14 protein-coding genes are annotated in these 17,422 nt (G+C 45.1%); 6 read left to right on the top strand and 8 right to left on the bottom strand.

Annotated features, from left to right (window positions below; genetic code table 11):
- Window positions 1–376 precede the first annotated feature (376 nt).
- The 3 genes from ACXAFI_RS11690 to ACXAFI_RS11700 all read left to right on the top strand — a co-directional run bounded on the left by ACXAFI_RS11690 (window position 377) and on the right by ACXAFI_RS11700 (window position 2,434).
- The gene (locus ACXAFI_RS11690; RefSeq protein ID WP_152456185.1) at window positions 377–859 is read left to right on the top strand and encodes an Lrp/AsnC family transcriptional regulator; all 483 of its coding nucleotides are present in this window, start codon (window positions 377–379) and stop codon (window positions 857–859) included.
- 257 nt (window positions 860–1,116) lie between these two features.
- Entirely contained in the window at window positions 1,117–1,593 is a 477-nt protein-coding gene (locus ACXAFI_RS11695) for a hypothetical protein (protein WP_444921719.1), read from the top strand.
- 55 nt (window positions 1,594–1,648) lie between these two features.
- Window positions 1,649–2,434 carry an alpha/beta fold hydrolase gene (locus tag ACXAFI_RS11700; protein ID WP_444921718.1) on the top strand — a complete coding sequence of 262 codons (786 nt, stop codon included), beginning with the start codon at window positions 1,649–1,651 and terminating at the stop codon, window positions 2,432–2,434.
- Window positions 2,435–2,497: 63 nt separating this feature from the next.
- Here ACXAFI_RS11700 and ACXAFI_RS11705 read toward each other — a convergent pair whose 3' ends face one another.
- The 5 genes from ACXAFI_RS11705 to ACXAFI_RS11725 all read right to left on the bottom strand — a co-directional run bounded on the left by ACXAFI_RS11705 (window position 2,498) and on the right by ACXAFI_RS11725 (window position 9,795).
- Window positions 2,498–4,159, bottom strand: a complete 1,662-nt coding sequence (locus ACXAFI_RS11705) for a D-arabinono-1,4-lactone oxidase (protein WP_444921717.1) — start codon at window positions 4,157–4,159, stop codon at window positions 2,498–2,500.
- A gap of 58 nt (window positions 4,160–4,217) precedes the next feature.
- On the bottom strand, window positions 4,218–6,080 hold the full coding sequence (locus ACXAFI_RS11710) for a carotenoid oxygenase family protein (protein ID WP_475108950.1): 1,863 nt from the start codon (window positions 6,078–6,080) through the stop codon (window positions 4,218–4,220).
- A 408-nt stretch (window positions 6,081–6,488) separates the two neighbouring features.
- Window positions 6,489–6,953: a GNAT family N-acetyltransferase gene (locus ACXAFI_RS11715; RefSeq protein ID WP_475109818.1), complete on the bottom strand. Its 465-nt coding sequence runs from the start codon at window positions 6,951–6,953 to the stop codon at window positions 6,489–6,491.
- 417 nt (window positions 6,954–7,370) lie between these two features.
- Window positions 7,371–8,144: a hypothetical protein gene (locus ACXAFI_RS11720; RefSeq protein ID WP_475108951.1), complete on the bottom strand. Its 774-nt coding sequence runs from the start codon at window positions 8,142–8,144 to the stop codon at window positions 7,371–7,373.
- A gap of 253 nt (window positions 8,145–8,397) precedes the next feature.
- Complete coding sequence (locus tag ACXAFI_RS11725; RefSeq protein ID WP_475108952.1) at window positions 8,398–9,795, bottom strand: aminotransferase-like domain-containing protein; 1,398 nt, start codon at window positions 9,793–9,795, stop codon at window positions 8,398–8,400.
- 154 nt (window positions 9,796–9,949) lie between these two features.
- On the opposite strand from ACXAFI_RS11725, the gene ACXAFI_RS11730 reads away from it, so the two are divergent.
- On the top strand, window positions 9,950–10,840 hold the full coding sequence (locus tag ACXAFI_RS11730; RefSeq protein WP_475108953.1) for an EamA family transporter: 891 nt from the start codon (window positions 9,950–9,952) through the stop codon (window positions 10,838–10,840).
- 62 nt (window positions 10,841–10,902) lie between these two features.
- Here ACXAFI_RS11730 and ACXAFI_RS11735 read toward each other — a convergent pair whose 3' ends face one another.
- On the bottom strand, window positions 10,903–13,074 hold the full coding sequence (locus ACXAFI_RS11735; RefSeq protein WP_475108954.1) for a jacalin-like lectin: 2,172 nt from the start codon (window positions 13,072–13,074) through the stop codon (window positions 10,903–10,905).
- Between the two features lie 536 nt (window positions 13,075–13,610).
- Between ACXAFI_RS11735 and ACXAFI_RS11740 the strand changes: the two genes are divergently transcribed.
- The gene (locus ACXAFI_RS11740; RefSeq protein WP_475108955.1) at window positions 13,611–14,561 is read left to right on the top strand and encodes an alpha/beta hydrolase; all 951 of its coding nucleotides are present in this window, start codon (window positions 13,611–13,613) and stop codon (window positions 14,559–14,561) included.
- Between the two features lie 59 nt (window positions 14,562–14,620).
- Here the strand turns inward: ACXAFI_RS11740 and ACXAFI_RS11745 are convergent, their stop codons facing one another.
- Complete coding sequence (locus ACXAFI_RS11745) at window positions 14,621–14,941, bottom strand: cupin domain-containing protein (RefSeq protein WP_475108956.1); 321 nt, start codon at window positions 14,939–14,941, stop codon at window positions 14,621–14,623.
- 262 nt (window positions 14,942–15,203) lie between these two features.
- The gene (locus tag ACXAFI_RS11750) at window positions 15,204–15,764 is read right to left on the bottom strand and encodes a hypothetical protein (RefSeq protein WP_475108957.1); all 561 of its coding nucleotides are present in this window, start codon (window positions 15,762–15,764) and stop codon (window positions 15,204–15,206) included.
- A 576-nt stretch (window positions 15,765–16,340) separates the two neighbouring features.
- Here ACXAFI_RS11750 and ACXAFI_RS11755 point away from each other — a divergent pair.
- Complete coding sequence (locus tag ACXAFI_RS11755) at window positions 16,341–16,829, top strand: hypothetical protein (RefSeq protein WP_475108958.1); 489 nt, start codon at window positions 16,341–16,343, stop codon at window positions 16,827–16,829.
- Window positions 16,830–17,422 lie beyond the last annotated feature (593 nt).

Below are 17,422 nucleotides of genomic sequence, written 5' to 3' on the forward strand. Positions count from 1 at the left end.
CTCGCTAAAGATCATAAGCTGCTAGCAACAATTCACTCAAAAAGCCGGTTTTTTAGGGATTCATCGATTAGGAACTTCACGGGGATGTCGATGCGGGATACAAACTGATCTATCCCTTCGCATGACCATTTTCCTCACTCGCTGGACGACAAATGGAAAGGCAGAATGAACGAATGCATAGTGGCTGGTCACCCAGCGCTGAGCTGGCGAGCGAATGAATATTGATAGCAAAGAATAAACGGTTTCACGGCGCTGCAATAAAACAGGATAATTGCCCAGACAGGATTCAACCGGGATGTTTTGTCATGCCGGCAAGGCAGTGAAGCGGCCGGATAATCCGGTGTTCGTTCAGAGAGAAGAGATACGGAAAAAGACCATGGCCTATTTACTGGATGCCATTGATAAAAAAATCCTGGAGATTCTCCAGGAAGATGCCACTATCCCCAATATTGAGCTGGCAGAAAAAGTCTGCCTCTCCCCCTCCCCATGCTCACGCCGGGTCAAAAACCTCAATGAACAGGGCTTTATCAAGCGCGCAGTGACCCTCTTGGAGCCGGAAAAAGTAGGGCTTCCAGTCAGCGTCTTTATCCAGGTCACCCTCAACCACCAGGTGAAAAAAGAGCTGCAGGATTTCGAATCCGTTATCGGCCAATGGCCGGAGGTTATGGAATGCTACCTGATGACCGGCGACTTCGATTATCTGCTCCGGGTTGTGGTCCCCAACCTGCAGGCCTACCAGGAGTTTCTCGATAAAAAGCTGACAGAGCTGCCGGGAATTGACCATATCAAGAGCAGCTTTTCTTTAAAGCAGGTACGCTACCGTACTGAGTTGCCGTTGGATCAGTTGTTGGAGAAATAAAATAGACAGGAAGTCTTTCCTGCCACGACTCTGATAAGTTTTCAAAGCAATCCTCTCGGTTTAAAGCGCCTGTATTACACCCAGGCGCTCTAGCAAAGCAATTCGCTCGTTAATAAATCCTGCCCTTATTTCTTGTACCGATCAGGACAGCGTATAGAGAAATAGTCCCTCATATATGATCAATTTATCAATATACTTGGCCTTTAAAAAGCGATCAGTAAAAGAGCCTGAGGAAACTGGTCTTTAAAGGAAAATCATTGAAAACAACCATCAGACAGATTTTACTGGCCACATCAATTGGCGGCAGCTCCGTTGGAATCATTATGGTTGCAGTGGATACCGTGGCCTCACGAGAATTAACATTCTACAAAGTAATTGGCAACAGCTTTGTATTCACTTTTTTTGTATACTCACTTTATGCGGGCTTAACGTTTTTAAAAGACCTTTCAAATATAGAGCATCTTGAGCGGGCTTTTATCGCACAGATTCCCTGGATCACATCTCCTGTAGTGAACTTCAAAATTGCCACCGGAATAGGCGCATCCTTTTTATTGACCTGTCCACCCATCAGTGGCACATATCGCCTGAGTGTCGGTGCTGAATACGCACTTTCTTTTTTAAATGAACAAACTTGGGGAATCGGAGTAAACTTAGCCGCTATCAGCTTCTTGGCCCTTATCAAACTTTACAAAAATAAAACCTTAGGGCATAGAGGTGCACAGTCAAGCTATTAGCACACTCTGATTCAGAGAGTAAAAATTAGAAATAAATAATAAAGTTTATATACCCATGATAAAGTACTCACCAGAAAAACCTAAAGAAACTATCCTCTTTCTTCATGGTGCACTTGCCGATGAAAGAATGTGGGAGCCGCATCACCATATACTCTCAAAAGAGTACAGGGTTGTTTCTCTCACCCAAAGACACTTCGGCGCTGAAAAAAAAGGAAAAACGGGAAGTTTTGGTATTGATACGCATGCCAACGATCTGATTAATTTTGCAGCCACCCTTAATGAGGGCCCCTTTCATTTGATCGCTTGGTCTTATGGTGCTGACGTTGCATTAAGCGCAGCGATAAAAGCACCCAAATTATTCAAAAGCCTATTTGTCTATGAACCTGGGTACCCAGGACATCTAGACACCCAGAAGATGGAAGAATTTATGCAGGATGCCGAAGCCATGTTTGGTAAGGTATTTAACGCAGTTACTAATGGTGAGCTTGAGGCGGCTGTCGAGTTTCTTATCGATGGCTCCGGGAACAGAGCTGGATATTTCTCTTCACAAGCACCAGAACTCCGTGACCAGCAACTGGAAAATGCGCACACCCTCCCCTTACAACTCTCCCAAACCGAAAAGCCCTGCCTGGATAAAGAGCACTTATCTGAAATCCCAACTCCAACTACGATTGGATACGGCAGTAAAACCAGAAAGCTCTTTCAGATAGTATCCAAATCTGCGGCCAGTCATATTTCGACATCGAAACTATTACAAGTTGCTTCAGAAAATCACATGTTGCCAATAGAAAACCCAGAAAAGTTTTGCCTGCTCATTAAAGAGCATCTGTCAAATAATTAACGATCAATCGAAAAAAATGAGAAGGAGTGGCGAAACTGCCACCCCTTTTGCATCAATACAAACTTAATCTTTCTTACAAATCCGCGCCTCAGAATACCAACTACCGGCCTGGCAGCTTGCCCCCTGCTCACAGTGCTCATCGGTTCTGCAATAGCACTGACCATCGGCATTACAATGTGGCGTTAGGTAATTCTCAAGTGGATCTTGGCCACTGACACGCTCCCAGAACGGATTGGTAAAGACATTCTCCGGGTCCAGCTCAGCCTTGGCATCGAGGAATTGAGACCATTTGGGGAAGCGTGAAGGCATATCCTCAAAAATAGCCACCGAGTTCTTACCCCAGTGCGGCCTGGCACCATACTTCCGCAGGGACATCTGTTCAATTTCCAGATTCACAAAGTAGTTTTTCGGCACCGCCTCACCACGCTGGCGAAGGGTGTACTCAATTCCTACGAAAGCGGTATCGCGCCCGGCACTCATTCCCAGGTAGCTGTCGGAGGCCTTGCCAAAGCGGAAATAAATACCATTCAAAGGGAAGCAAGTGCGCTCGCTGTGGGCGATAATCTGGCGCACATCGGCAATCCAGTTGGGCAACTCCTCAAAGGGTATAGCCACTTCCTGTAAGGCAATCGGCAGCTTGTCCCAGACACAATTATTCGGCTCTTTACAAACAAAATGCTGCATCAGGTCCGCATGGCCTGTGGGTTTAATCAATTTCTTGAGACCCGTATTAACATCGCGGAAGTAGGAGCTGGAGCGGGCTGTATAGCGCAGGGACGCGGCAAAGCACTGTAAAGCTGCACTGTCGGCCTCATGAAGGCTATCGAAAATCAGGCCAAACAGATACTCGGAAAAATCAGAGACATCGGCTTGAGCGTTATAAGCATTGCCCCGGGTGTCCAAGGGAACCTTGTTATAGGTGGTTACCGTATAGCGCCCCAACCCAGGGAACCAGGCAATATTTGCAGAGTGGTTATCTCGGGCAAGATCCAAGACAACATTTTCCAGGTCGCTGTCATCCCGGTGCCCCTTCACTTTGGCCCGCACCTTGTAGCCCGGCTCGGCTTCGATGGTCACTTCAACCACAACCCCCAACACGCCCAGATTAACCCGTGCAGCATTGAGTAGCTCACCATTAATAACACGTAGATCCCCCTTACCATCAACGAGTTTTATCTCGGTGACATAATCCGAGATCATATTGCTCTTCTGGGTAAAGGTAGAACCATGTGTGCCGCTACCGAGCATCCCACCAATCGAGAAGATCGCCAGCTCCGTGACCATAGGCACACTGAGCTCATGCTCACGTAAGTAGGCCGCCAAATTATTAAAGCGCATACCGGCCTGTACGGTTACCAGGCGGTTTTCTTTGTCCAGGCTAACCACCTGATCCATATTTTCCAGGGTGATTTGCACCTCTCCATTACCGGCACAGGCAGCATCTATCTGGCTGTTGAAACGCCGTGTGCCGGTCATGACCTTGCGGCCCTGAGCGGCTGCATCGCGCACGATTGCCTGCACCTCGGCAATCGTTGAAGGGTCATGAATAACCCCTGGAAAACATTCCTGAGTCTCTTGGTAGTTTTTTATAACCTCTGGTACATCAATGGGTGGAGGTAACTGCTCCGCCGAAGCCCCCGCAGCAAAAAACAAACCTGCCGCACATAAAAAACTGGTGGCCCGGCGCAACAAATGACATCGCCCGGAGAGTAATTGATGGTACATGCCTTTGTTTCCTTGTTGTTGTATTACAGAGTCGTTGTATGTCAACTAATCAGAAAAATTAACCAAACCTTGGCAGAAGCTCCCGGTTGATAATGTCCTGAACATTGCGGCTGTGATCCGGCGCCTTACCGCGCAGGAAGTCCCCATATCCAGAACGATAAGCCGCGGCGGGGCGACGGCTTATAGAAGGCACCCATAGGGCATGATTCGTAGTGGCGAATTCCAGGGAGTCGCTGGCGAGAATACAGAGTGGCCCCCTACTGAGTGCAGCGGCATCGAATATCCAAAATTCTTTGCCGTTGGATTGAGCGCCACTCGGATATTTTCGAACAACGGCGGCTATCAGGTAGCCATCATTCTGAGCGGTGGACCCAGGTCGAGCCATAAACTGCGGAGTGCGCATCACACAGTCATCGGGGAACTGATACGCATCGGCAATTTGCATACGGGAGCAATCCATATGCACCAAAGCAGATGGCCTGCTTTGCTCGGGCATATCCCAATAGCTATATAAACGTTCAGGGTAATTGCGGTATGCCCAAGATACGCGCATTGAAACCAAATCGGGACGGTAACCCACCGCGGCCCAATAGAGATGCTCAAAGGTTTCAGGAAACTGGAAGTGGCCACGATAAGCCGGGTCATTCATGTCCCACAACAGGTTTTCATCTCGAATAACCTGATAGTCTTCCTTGATCTCCCGCGCGAAGTCGGAAGTTACTTGTATCCGTGCCCGCACCAAACCACCGACATCCACCGGTGCTGCTGGATAGCCGGACAGCCATTTCGGTACCAGCCCGCCCTCCTGGAATATCTCATAGCGGAATAGCTGCTCAGACTTATCCATGGCCCCCATATACTGACCATAGAGGGTAATTTCACCAGCGCTATCATCATAATTACAAACAATATCCGAAGTATCGAAGCCCAACTCTAGATAATCGGCAATAATATCTTCACGCCCAGGCACCATATCAGATTTGCGTAACACCCAGCAGCGGGTGCTGTGCTCCTGCGGCAATACAATATGAGTACCGAGAATACGGGTAGACTCCACCCTGGCCGCTGTCTCAAAAATAATGACATGATTGCGCGTAACCCCCAGGGAGTGAGAGCTGGCAGCAATGTAGGCGTTGTTTCCCTGACGATCGCGAATATTCCAGCTTTTAAAAATCCCCTGCTGATCCCAGGAGATCAGGCGAATAAAGCCCGAGCGCCCGGAGTCACCCATGTTGCCACCATAATTTATGGTGATACATTCACCCGACTCCAGATCAAAGAAGGGGTGGCCTGTGGTACGAATTTGCGGGAACAGCCACTTCTTTGGCGTTAGGTTATCGAGCAGTGGCGGCAGGCTGGATTCCCACTCATCCACCTCACCGATAGGTGTTATCATTTCCAGTGTGGTCGCATCGAATTCATAGGGCATTCCACCCTCGTAGCTCATAGCAAAGCGGTTATCCCCCATATAGTTGGGGGCCGTGTTGCAATAATTCATGAAACCCAGGTTTGCACTGGAATAGATCGTCCCACCCAGCAGATTAAACTTGTCGAAACCACTCAAATCCTGCTCCTGCATAATTGCAGAGGCGGTTCTGATCATTTTTCGTGTATAAGCAACACTGCTATTACTAGCCCTACCACTAAAATCCAACCGGGTGAGCGCGCCTTTTCCGTTGGGGGTCAAATGATTAGGGGCGAGAGGGATACCCTCGGCCATCAGCAGGTGACCGGTGACATCATCTGGCAGGTTACCCTGAACTACCTTAAGAAAACCGGCTGAGTCCTGCAGACTACCGTGCATAATAGATTTCGGAAAATTCTCTAAGCGATTACTTGCCTGAGCTGTAGAAGATGTCATACCAGCAATAGGCAGCGCAGAGAGGGCACCAGCGGCTTTAAGAAGATCGCGACGTTTCATTATTTTCCTTGTAATAAAAACGGCCGACTGCTTTACCTGACCTTTTGCTTATAAATATAGATTTATATAGTTAACTCACTTCATCCATATATAAATTTTCTGCACCTTTGAAGGCCGATATGAAAGGTTAATCATCCCAGCAAATTAAAAAGCTCAAAGGTGTAACTACCGAAAACTGGAGAGCAGTTAATTATATTAAACTGCAAAAATCAAGAACGAGTTTATGACACTGTTAACCAGTATTCCCGACAGGGAATACTCCTATCGGGACCAAATAGTCAAACAAAAAAATACCGGTAAAACATCTACTAGATTGAACTTAGGCTCAGGAAAGAAAACTACACGAGTAGAAAGGCGAATCTATTTCAATATCTATCGCTCCTCTTAGATTTATAAACTTAGAGAGCTCTAAATCTCCAACTTGAGTCTCTCACCATTAGAGTTACCTGAAAAACCTTCTCGACGATAAAAATCTTCTGTTCTTTTCCACTTTTCCTTTTCTGGTGTGCTCACTTCCAAGCGAGACCAACCCTGCTCCTCTGCAAATTGAATCACCCGGTCAAGTAATCTTTTGCCGATCGATTGGCTACGGTATTCAGGCTCCACGTAAAATTCTTCAATCACACCGTAAAAGCCTCCGGCATAAATAGCCGCAGACCTGGACACCGTAATAACAGCTACAGGGTTACCCTCAACATAATAAAGGAAGGCATTAAAACCACTATCACTGGCTAGCAATTTGCTGCTCGCTTCGGCTAATTGTTCAGCGTTAATTTTGCGCTTATGCCCTACCAGAACGAATAGCAACTTGGCAATCAAGTGCGCTACTACTGCAGCCTGCTTAGGCATGGCGGGTAGAATTTCACCCTGCATCAATCTGCTCCCTGATCCTGTCAATCCTAAAAATAAGCCACCCCCGGAGAATTCGCGAAGCTACTTAGGTAAAAATGTGATCACATTTACAGCCTATCAGTCAGCAGGTGCCATAGCAAGGCGTGTCGAAGATTGACTAAGACACTCAATGCGGGAAGATAGAGAAATAGTTTTCACCCAAAACACTAGGCAACAAAAGTACCGAGCAGAATTAATAACGGGCATTCATCGTGAGTCACAAAAGTCTTGATATGCTGATCGCTGAGAACAGCCATTTGAGAAGTTATGGATAAGGATAAGCAGCGCTGTTGTAGAGTTTTATTAAGAAGAGGAGAGTGAGAGAGGCGATGCATACGCTGAAAGCCCCACTTGCTGAAAGCCCCCACTCAAGGGAGCTTTCATAGTCAATGAGATTTATTAATCCCAGCGATTAAATACAACGTGCATACCGTGATTATCGTCACTAACAAATACGAAATAACCAGCATTCGTGTACCTGGAAGCACACACCTTGGTGCCGCCTGAAGTCTCTGCACATTCCATTTTGTAAGCTTCAATACCTGTCGTTTCATAAGCACACTGCTCAGACTGCCCCGCCAGGTTTTGTACAAGATCACGAGTAGTTCTAGCTAAAACAAAGCGGTAATCACCGAAGTAACGATAGTTATACGCATCCTGGTAATAAGCCTGGGAATCCCAGCCAGAGCCCAGCAGATCGGAGTAACATTGCGCAGGGTTAGCTACCCACAGCATATCCATGTCATTGGAAGAATGTACCCCAGGCCAGCGTTGCTGATCATGCTTGGAAAGTACTATGTTTGTGGAATCAACGTAATCCTTTACAACGACATAATCGCCTTCGTCACTTTCAATACGGCAAATTGGCGCACCGCCAACAAATTCATCACATTGCACGTCATCCAGTGTAATTTGGGTGGTGGAAGTGATACAGCTGGCTGCATAATTTTTTACCCAGTCCTTCACCGCAGTAATGGCATACTCGCGTTTATCTTCGATTTCATAGTAAAAATCTGAAAAAATGCGATATACCTCGCGGTCGTTAGTATTGCTTTGAGTCGCAACCTCTGAACACTGACTAAAATTCGGTAAATCAAATGTTGTATCTGCCTGAGCAGGGATGGTGCCAGCAACAGCCAAAATTGACGCAGTTAATTTTGCAATAGTTTTCATTTGTAGTCCTCCATGAATTAACTCTCTCAAAATCGGCGCGGATTCTAGCAAAGGGAGGCGGGCAATTGAAATATTTTTGTCATGTCGTGACAGCGCTAATCATGGCAAACATCACCGATGGAGTAATTTCAGGTGTCAAACCATCTGCAAGTGAGTGCGCGCTATTAGACTACGGGAGGCCTAAATAGAAATTTAAATCTAATCAACATAACAGGCTGAATTAAAAAATTTACTCAAACGCTATACTTTTGCTTCAAACACTCTGATTGATCAGCCCAACCAGCTGCTCCAGCTGTTTTCCTGCTTGAGAATACTCCCCTATCTTATCTTTCATAGGAAAGCCACAGTTAACCCTTAAGCAATCTTTATAATAATTTAGGGTACTAAAGCATGACCCTGTCCTTATATCCAAGCCTTGCTCCTGGGCAAGACACGCAAAAAGCTGTTCATTTAACCCAGGAATCTGTAGCCATAAAACCAGTCCACCTGCAGGAGCACTGATACGGGCCCCAGAGGGGAGTCGGTCAGTCAAAAAATTACGATACTGAGCTACTTGCTCTACCAATCTAGGCCTCAATGCTGACAGATGCTTGGTATATTGGCCACTAGCAACAAAATCAGCCAAACCCAATTGGAGAGGTGAATTTACCCCTAAACTTTCCCATTGACGCTGATGCCTGTAGTCACTTAGATAACGACCAGGCAAACACCAACCCAGCCGATAACCAGCACTTAGCGTTTTTGATATAGAGCCACACCATAGTAAATAACCCCCTTTATCCCAATGGCATACTGGCAGTGGAGGGGTACCTCGGTGATCAAGCTCATGGTAAATATCGTCCTCAATAATTGGGATGCGGTATTTATTCGCCAACTCGGCTAACTGCTGTTTCTGTGCAACATTAAGACTGATGCCGGTTGGGTTCATGTGGCTACAGGTAAAAAGCCCTGCACTAATACTCCTTTTTTGCATCTGTAACTCCAACTGATGCAAATTCAATCCCTCAGCGGTAGAAGGAATCTCCACAACATTCCTCCGCATTCTTGCCAGGAGTTGAAGGAGCCCGCTGTAGCAAGGGGAACTAATGGCCACCGCATCTCCGGGTCTAGTAGTTACTTCCAGCGCTGTGCGTACTGCATCGAGACAACCATTGGTGATCACAAGCTCTGAGGCTTGAAAGTGGAATCCTGAGCTCCCAAAGTGCTCACTAAGCGAACGACGTAGCAGTAATTCTCCTTGCACATCAGGATAAAGGCATACCCTCTCCCCCTGACTTCGAGTGGCACGGCGTAAGCTTCGCTCCAAACCATAAACTGGCTGCAATTCCGCAGCCAACTGAGTTATTCCGAGTGGTCCAGGCAGCACAGAATAGGAGGGCCCACCTGTACTCGGCGCTGTTGCCTGACTAGCAAAAGTAGGCAACTCGGGAAGTGTCCCCACGATTAGAGGCTGTCTCACATAAAAACCAGACTGAGGCCGGGCTTGTACCCATCCTATCTCCTCAAGATAACGATAACAGTTTAGTGCGGTAGTCATGCTGACCTCATTCTGCTGGGCAAGCTGCCGTAATGAGGGAAGCTTTTGCCCCGCCTGCACTCTCCCCAGGCGCACATCGTCTATTAAACGATCAGCCAGACTCTTATACCGCATGACTACTCCCCTCCGACATCCACAGCTCGCCCTGAGCACAGGCCCTTAAGGGGAAGCAAACCAACAAACTGTATACTTTTTTTGGTTCAAATCTGTATCTGTACCTAATCTCAGAATGCACAGAAACTATCCCGATATCAATGGGACTGAAGTTATGCGCTATAAAGACCTGGCATTGGGAATTTTTGTGACGGTAATTTGGGGGATGAACTTTATTGCTATCAAGATGGGCACCACCAATCTCAATCCAATGCTTCTCACCGCCCTGCGCTTTGCTCTTGCGGCAATACCGGCCATTTTCTTTATACCCAGACCTCCCGTAGCCTGGCGATATATCCTTAGCTATAGCCTGGTATTCGGTACGGGTATCTGGGGACTAACCACTTATTCAGTTACAGCAGGGCTTTCTCCAGGGATGGCTTCATTGCTTCTTCAGCTCAATGCAGCAATCAGTGTATTGATCGGTTGGATGATTCTAAAAGAAACCATAAGCACTCAAAAGTTGTTAGGGGCCAGCCTGGCGCTCTTAGGCCTGTGGCTAGCCTTGCTTATTGAAGACGGTAGTGTCAGCTTTTTCGGCGTGAGCCTGGTGGTAATGGCAGCAATCTGCTGGGGGGTTAGTGGATTAATAATGAAGGCTGCGAATACTAAGCAGGTTTTCGCCTTTATCGTTTGGAGCCTACTATTCGCTCCTTTTCCTTTAATCGCTCTTGCGCTGGCTTTGGAAGGTAAAGAGATTTTTTACAGCCTAATTGAAATAGATAAGCGAACTATCTTTTCAATTCTATTCCAGGCTTGGCCTACTACATTGCTTGGCTATTGGATCTGGAATCGCTTGGTTGTGACTTACCCGCTATCTACCATTGCTCCCCTCACCTTACTGGTACCAGTTTTTGGACTTTTTGCGAGTTGGCTATTTTATCAAGAGCCTCTGGGGCCAATTAAAATAGGTTCAGCTTTATTGATTATCTCAGGATTGCTGATTGGACTAATCAAGTGGGATAAGAGAAGAAGTGGAAAATCGATGCAACCACATGCTTCTTAATCACTAAATAACACTGTATTTTGAGCGGACAGGGTCCTCCTATCCGCTCAAAATTCCGAGGTCTAAGGCAAACAAGATGATGTAGAGAAGAAGTATTTCACCTCGTAATCACTACACGCCTCTGTAGCGCAGAAGAAACGATAATTAGTACCAATATCTCCGACAAGTAGATCTTCACCAGTTAGCCTATAGTCCAACTTGGAATCCGCTAAACGTCCGACGATGCCAACTACATCCCCTACTTCACAATTGCTGGAAATATTACCAGCCGCTTTCTGCTCATTAAAACTTTCATAGTCTATGCCTCCCGAGGATGGATCATCATTGTTGAGCCAGTCGGTCGCATAATATCCGGCATTAACTAATGAGTTGGAAAGTTTATGCACCCCTAAAGCATTAATTTCATCCCCATGACGACCATGGAAAGCAAATAGCTGCTGGGTTGAGGTAGAAGAGTAGGTCGTACAGGAACCCTGTTGAGAGCCACCAGAAACTGTCTCACCTGTGCTAGAAGTCAGTTTCAAATAATAAACACTGCCGGAACTGTATTTTTCATCGTCCCAGCAAATTTTGACATCATCAAGGTACTCCCCACTCGTGGTATCAAAATTCAGAACAGAGCCCATTGAACCCCCATCCCCATCGCCATACTCCATGCAAAGTTCATGTTCACTCGCATTTGCATGGCTGACAGCTTGCCGGAATTCATAACAGGCCTTTAAACCATCAATACGGCTTCCAGAACGAATCTGCACTGACTTAAGATTCATCGTGCCACTTCCGAGTAGCTTACGCTTAACAAGATCGATAGAATCAAATGAATCCCCACCAGTTCCACCAATCTCATCTTTTTTCAGATAACCAAAATCAGAGTAAGCTTTCTGGCTCGCAAGCCAGAATCCATCAAATACTTTGTAGTAATTCACCCAAACCGAAGTGGTTATCCCCTGAGCATTCCTTTCAGCATAAAGTTCAGAATTCTCAAGGGCATTGTAGGGCATTCCATAGCGATAACCTTTAGCAGCACAAACACTGTAGCCATCAGACCAGGCACCAGTGGACTCACTGATATGCCAGTTGCGATCATCATCCACACAGGCAAATACACGTTCTGACGAGCAATTGTAATCTCGGATCTCGCCATCATTAGTCAGCCAACTACAGTTGTGTTCGGTACCCGGTGAATCATCTCTCCAAGACCACAAATAGTCTTCTATTTGTGGAGCCTTGGAAGCACCAATAGTTGTTGCATTGGCTTCAACTAAAGCCAACTCAATTAACTGATAACCTGCTTGCGCTTTTTCTTGAACGGTATTACCGTAAATTTTAATATCGTTTTTGCTGTATTCTGTGGTCGCATCCAGTGCGACACTGAAATTCCCGTTTTTATAGTGGGTAGTCGCACTGCTATTGCCATCAGAATCCGCTGTCAATTGGCTGGAGTTTTGTGCCAAGGGTTCATTGGAAGTCAGATTGCCAGAAGCATCCATCTCATCCACACCAATCCAGACATTTCTTAAATACTTGCTGCTATGTGACTCATCGTGATAATCGCAAAGATTATCGTCTCCGGTATGTGGGTAATCTCTGGGGACCTGTGTAAAGAGAATAATATTCCGACCTGCATCCAGCACGTCTTGCTTTGTCAACGTTTGCACCGGTAATGAGGCGCAATCGCCTTCGGAATAACCCCAGTCCGTTGGCTTGAAAACATAGTCCCCTAAGCGACTCTCTATCTTCTCACCAATTTTGTTTCTGAAATTTTGATGATAGTCGGAGTCGTAGGCTTCAAACTTTATGAACAACACCTCATCCTGATTATCTTCAAGAAAATCGGTGATTTCATCAAAGCCATCCCCCAGAGTTGCTGCGGTACCAGCCATATAAATACACATGGTGGCCTCTTCAAGCCCCATATGGCACATATGTGGAGTAGAGCTAAAAGTGGATGAAGGATAAGTATCGTACTCCACCAGGCGGATGCCACGATGGAATAGTTTTTCCGGAGCATACCATTGGTTAACATCGGTATAGACTCCCTGGTCCCACTGGTAAGAGGCATAGGCGTTGTGCGCGCCGGCCCAAAGCGTTTTAGATAAAGGTGCCCGGGTGTCGATTTGTCCCTGTAAATCCAGTCGCTGCACCTTTACATCACCGCTATCTATTTCACCAACTGCCATCATCGACACTGAGATTCCCAGTACCAGAAGAGGAATGGAGTTTATTTTTAGCATTATTTATTCCTGAAAGATTACTTGATAGTGGCCACACCAACTTAAGATCGTTTCCTCGAACTTATTCAATGAATTAAAAAATTAAAATAAGCACTAACGTTCCAGGAAAGAAATTAACCTAAAACTCTGCGGCATCAATACGCGCTTAACGCTACTTAACTATTTCACAATGCATGCACATTTCCGGGCGAGAAAACCAATGGATAGCTTCAATTTCCCTACGCTATTCACTTCTTATATTTCAAAACTCGCATAACGAGTAAAAAAAATACTCGAAACCAACTTACAAAGTTGCTTTTTCATAAGATTTCGTATTTGGCACAAGAGAACCACCAGTAAACGATATCATTCCGGTATGACCATTAAGTTTCAGTTTTACTTCTCTTTCCTGAAAAACTGGCTAATTGACCACGTCACGAGGAGGATTCAGGCACCATTTACAACACACTCGTAGAAAAATGGACAAAGCTATAGGCGCCCGGATTTTTCTTCCTAAGAAGTTGAAGTCTGCACCAAATCAAAAGTACGGATACACAATGGCCTTTTCAGTCGACAGGGATTTTACCCAGGCACTTGATAAATTTAGCGCGCTACTAGAGCCAATAGAACCAATCGCCGTTGGTGATGTGGCAACAAGGCGTGAGATTGGAGAGAGGGTTCTTAGAGAAGTACTTCGCACGCAGCCTATGCCAAGTGATGTTTTAATTGAAGATTTTCTGGTAAAGGCAGCGGATGGGTCCAGTATGCTGTTACGCTGGTATTGTAAGGAGGGTTCGACACCGGGCTCAGCAGTACTCTACCTGCATGGTGGTGGCCTGATCTTTAACGATGTTGGGATTTACGACCGAACAGTCGCAAACTATGTCTCTAAAAGTGGGGTTCCATTTCTCTCAGTAGATTATCGTAAAGCGCCGGAGCACCCCTTCCCTACCCCTATTGAAGATTGCTTCTCCGCATTGAGCTGGCTACATAAGAATGCCAAGCAGCTAAATGTAGACCCCTGTCGACTAGCTGTTATGGGAGATAGTGCTGGCGGGGGGTTATCTGCCGCACTAACCATCCTGACAAGAGAGCGGAAAGGCCCCTCTTTGGCAAGGCAAATCCTTATCTACCCAATGCTTGATGATCGGAATATTATCGAGGATCCAAATCTGGCCCCTTTAGTACTCTGGACCAATGATGACAACCTCACCGCCTGGCGTGCCTATCTCGGGGATGCCGCAGGCACAAACAACGTTAGCCCTGTAGCTGCCCCGGCACACTTGAAAAACGCTGAGGGATTGCCTCCAGCATATATTGAGGTGGGCGAGCTGGATATCTTTCGTAATGAAGATATCCAATATGCACGGCTACTCACCAATGACGGGGTGAGCACGGAGTTTCACCTGCGCCCTGGCGTTATTCATGCATGGGAAGTATTCGCACCAGAAATCCCGATCTCCGTGAGAGCCATGAATGACCGTATCCGGGTTATCCAATCTTTTTAATCACTTCACCAAGCTAACAAATGTAGCTCTGCACGATAACAAAAATATGCTGAAGTAATTTATCCTTTCTCACCTGAATTAAACCAAAACTCGATTTCATCAGTATCCTGTTCAAAAGAGGCGGCATGTTCGGTATAGGCGGGCACATGGTACCAATCACCAACGCCAAATCGTTGGACAACACCATTCATGCTCAGTATCAGCTCCCCTTTTGTAATCACCCCATAATTATCCGTTTCATGGACATGGGCTGGAATAGTCGTGCCTGCGGGATAAGAAGCAAAAAGTACATCACTGCCTTTCGCTTCAAGTTTATAAGCATCAAAGCGACCATCATATAGTGGCAACTGTTTAATTCTATTGGGGTAACTTCCAGACATAATGCAGACTTCCTTGTTATAAAATCCTAATCTCACTCCAAAAATGAAACATCAATTCAAAACTGACAAGGAGTTAAATACACACACTTAAACCTTCACAGCAGCTCTCAAGGGAAAACCTCTGAGAGCGACAAATATAATCTTAACTATTTTTAAGAAAAGCAAGGCATTTATAGTAAATAATATCTTTCTAGAAGGATGTACCAAATGAAGTTAACGGCCACCAAATCCATCGCCCAGTAGATATCACATTATAACTTCACTAGCGGGTTTTAACCTCAATTGAGAATTCTGCACCCTCTAAAGAATCAAAGTAGTCTGGGTTAGCAGGATCATTGATTAACTTGCCACTAAAAGAGACTCCCTCCTCCTTTTTCTTTTGCTCAAATAGATCCGGGAGTGTATTTTTCCTGGAAAAATCATATCCTTTTCCAGATGTAACGCCCTCCTCAAAGGCAGCACTAATATCTAGTGGTTTATGACGTACTTCTTTGACGGGCACATTTTGTTCTTCATGCTTATCAGCCCTACTCCTGCCAATCTCAACTTCAGGCGAAGATTCTTCTTCCAAAGATTCACCTGGCCCTTCAAGGTCCACCAAGACATCATCCAGTTTTACCGAATCACCTCTTGCCTTATCCGCAGCAATATTGGAAATTTTTGAGCTTTCTCTTGGCGGCTGAGAAGGTTTATCACATGCTACCAAGATAAAAAGTGAAATGAGTATCAAACCATATCTAAACATAATTACTAAAAATAAAAAATATTTTGTCGAGACCGAGGTTGCAAAGCTTTGAGAAGAGCATCTGTAGCTATGCTTCATGTTACCATAGTCTTATTTAGCATGAAATCCTGAACTTGTTAGGTATATACTCCAAAAGCTAACCATCCAGTAGAACGATTTACTATTAATGGTATATTCCATATCCTCGATAACCTCTCCTCGCTTACCTTGGGTAACCCAGCATTCAAAGTAGAAAAGGTAAATCATTCTGATCAGCGCGACAAATCACCACCCACTTATAAGCCCATCGACCTCTCAATTCCGTACGTCTTAGATTTGCACTCGATCACCTCCTCTTAATGCACTGAATATAAAGTAAAAGAGATTGCGACATTTAGGGCCAGGCCAAGGCATAAATATCCCTTCTGATTATAAGTGAATTCAATCATACCCTACCAAATAAGAGGCGTACTATTCAGTTACGGTTTAAAACTTCTCGAAACAATTTGGCACCCCAACTATCCATATCAGATTATTCATAACAACTCCCTCAAACTGACGCTTTATTCACACCCCAAACATCCACCCTTTCGAATAAGCTTTGTTGGGAACAACGATACTTCTTCCATAAGAAATCTTTTAACGTCACCCAAGCAAATCAATCTGAGAGATAAGATGAATACAAAAACATCAATTCTTGCGTCATTGTTTTTCACATTATTTTCCAATCTACCCCTGGCAAATGAGACATTTAATAATGTATTAGACGACTCTGATTTTAACTCTTTAAAGTCTGTAGCTAAGCGAGCTATCGACAAGCAAGATATTTCCACATCCGATGTGGTTCAACTAGCGGGCAGGTCCAATTTTCAAGTTGAAGAAACCAATGAGTCTATAGATATCTATTTATCTGTTGATGGAAACTCTGTAATCATCAACTCAGAAAGATCTGATAGCGATTCTAATCAAATAACTACATCCATTAGAGTCGCCAATGCAAACTATACAATCGAATTCGATAGTGACAACCGCAGTGTTGTTATGCATGGATACGGGTCAACGCTTGGGGTTGAAGGCAAAATACTACTTTATGTCACTTTAGTAAAGATGGAAGAGAACAGATGGCGTGAATCCAGTAGCTTGAGTAAAACCGCGACTCTATAGATTGATTAATTGGCTTTCTGAAATGCCCGCCGGCACAGCAATCAACACTACCAAACTGGGAGAATAAACCAGCGGGAGAAATATATTCGGGCAATTAGCGATTAAATGAAACATCTCAATCCAAATAATAAGGAAAAGTAGAAGTAGAAGTAGAAGTAGAAGTAAGTTTAAAAATACAACCAAATATGCAAACTAACCAAGTCGTAAACCGTCCTCCACCCAATTAACCAGCATCAGGTTTTAATTCGAGTGAAAGGATAAGTATTCCTTTCGAAACTTAATTATAAGCTTAATGTTTCGATCCGCTAAAGATAGTGATAGGTGGAAGGAGTATCAATCATAAACTTTTAATTTGTAAGATATCAAAAGAAAGCCAAACACCCCGAAAAACTTCATCTTGAATAACATAAATAAATATGGAATGAAAAAGAAAAGCTAAAGTACAAAATAATGTTCAGCCGGTGGACTGTATGAATTCATAAAGCTGTCAATCAGGCGGCCAAATAACCATTGATTCTACAAGATTAGGTACTGGGGTATATCGATAGCGTTAGAGAGAGATGGTAAATGATAAATCTCATCAGGAATTTATG

It is taken from the genome of Microbulbifer sp. ABH2_005 (genome assembly GCF_056160005.1).

Excerpts from the sequence above, each read along its gene's own strand:
- ACXAFI_RS11725 (WP_475108952.1), bottom strand. The coding sequence starts at position 9,795 with ATGCGGTATAAGAGTCTGGCTGATCGTTTAATAGACGATGTGCGCCTG.
- ACXAFI_RS11700 (WP_444921718.1), top strand. The coding sequence starts at position 1,649 with ATGATAAAGTACTCACCAGAAAAACCTAAAGAAACTATCCTCTTTCTT.
- ACXAFI_RS11715 (WP_475109818.1), bottom strand. The coding sequence starts at position 6,953 with ATGCAGGGTGAAATTCTACCCGCCATGCCTAAGCAGGCTGCAGTAGTA.
- ACXAFI_RS11745 (WP_475108956.1), bottom strand. The coding sequence starts at position 14,941 with ATGTCTGGAAGTTACCCCAATAGAATTAAACAGTTGCCACTATATGAT.
- ACXAFI_RS11755 (WP_475108958.1), top strand. The coding sequence starts at position 16,341 with ATGAATACAAAAACATCAATTCTTGCGTCATTGTTTTTCACATTATTT.
- ACXAFI_RS11690 (WP_152456185.1), top strand. The coding sequence starts at position 377 with ATGGCCTATTTACTGGATGCCATTGATAAAAAAATCCTGGAGATTCTC.
- ACXAFI_RS11750 (WP_475108957.1), bottom strand. The coding sequence starts at position 15,764 with ATGAAGCATAGCTACAGATGCTCTTCTCAAAGCTTTGCAACCTCGGTC.
- ACXAFI_RS11730 (WP_475108953.1), top strand. The coding sequence starts at position 9,950 with ATGCGCTATAAAGACCTGGCATTGGGAATTTTTGTGACGGTAATTTGG.
- ACXAFI_RS11710 (WP_475108950.1), bottom strand. The coding sequence starts at position 6,080 with ATGAAACGTCGCGATCTTCTTAAAGCCGCTGGTGCCCTCTCTGCGCTG.
- ACXAFI_RS11735 (WP_475108954.1), bottom strand. The coding sequence starts at position 13,074 with ATGCTAAAAATAAACTCCATTCCTCTTCTGGTACTGGGAATCTCAGTG.
- ACXAFI_RS11740 (WP_475108955.1), top strand. The coding sequence starts at position 13,611 with ATGGCCTTTTCAGTCGACAGGGATTTTACCCAGGCACTTGATAAATTT.
- ACXAFI_RS11720 (WP_475108951.1), bottom strand. The coding sequence starts at position 8,144 with ATGAAAACTATTGCAAAATTAACTGCGTCAATTTTGGCTGTTGCTGGC.
- ACXAFI_RS11705 (WP_444921717.1), bottom strand. The coding sequence starts at position 4,159 with ATGTACCATCAATTACTCTCCGGGCGATGTCATTTGTTGCGCCGGGCC.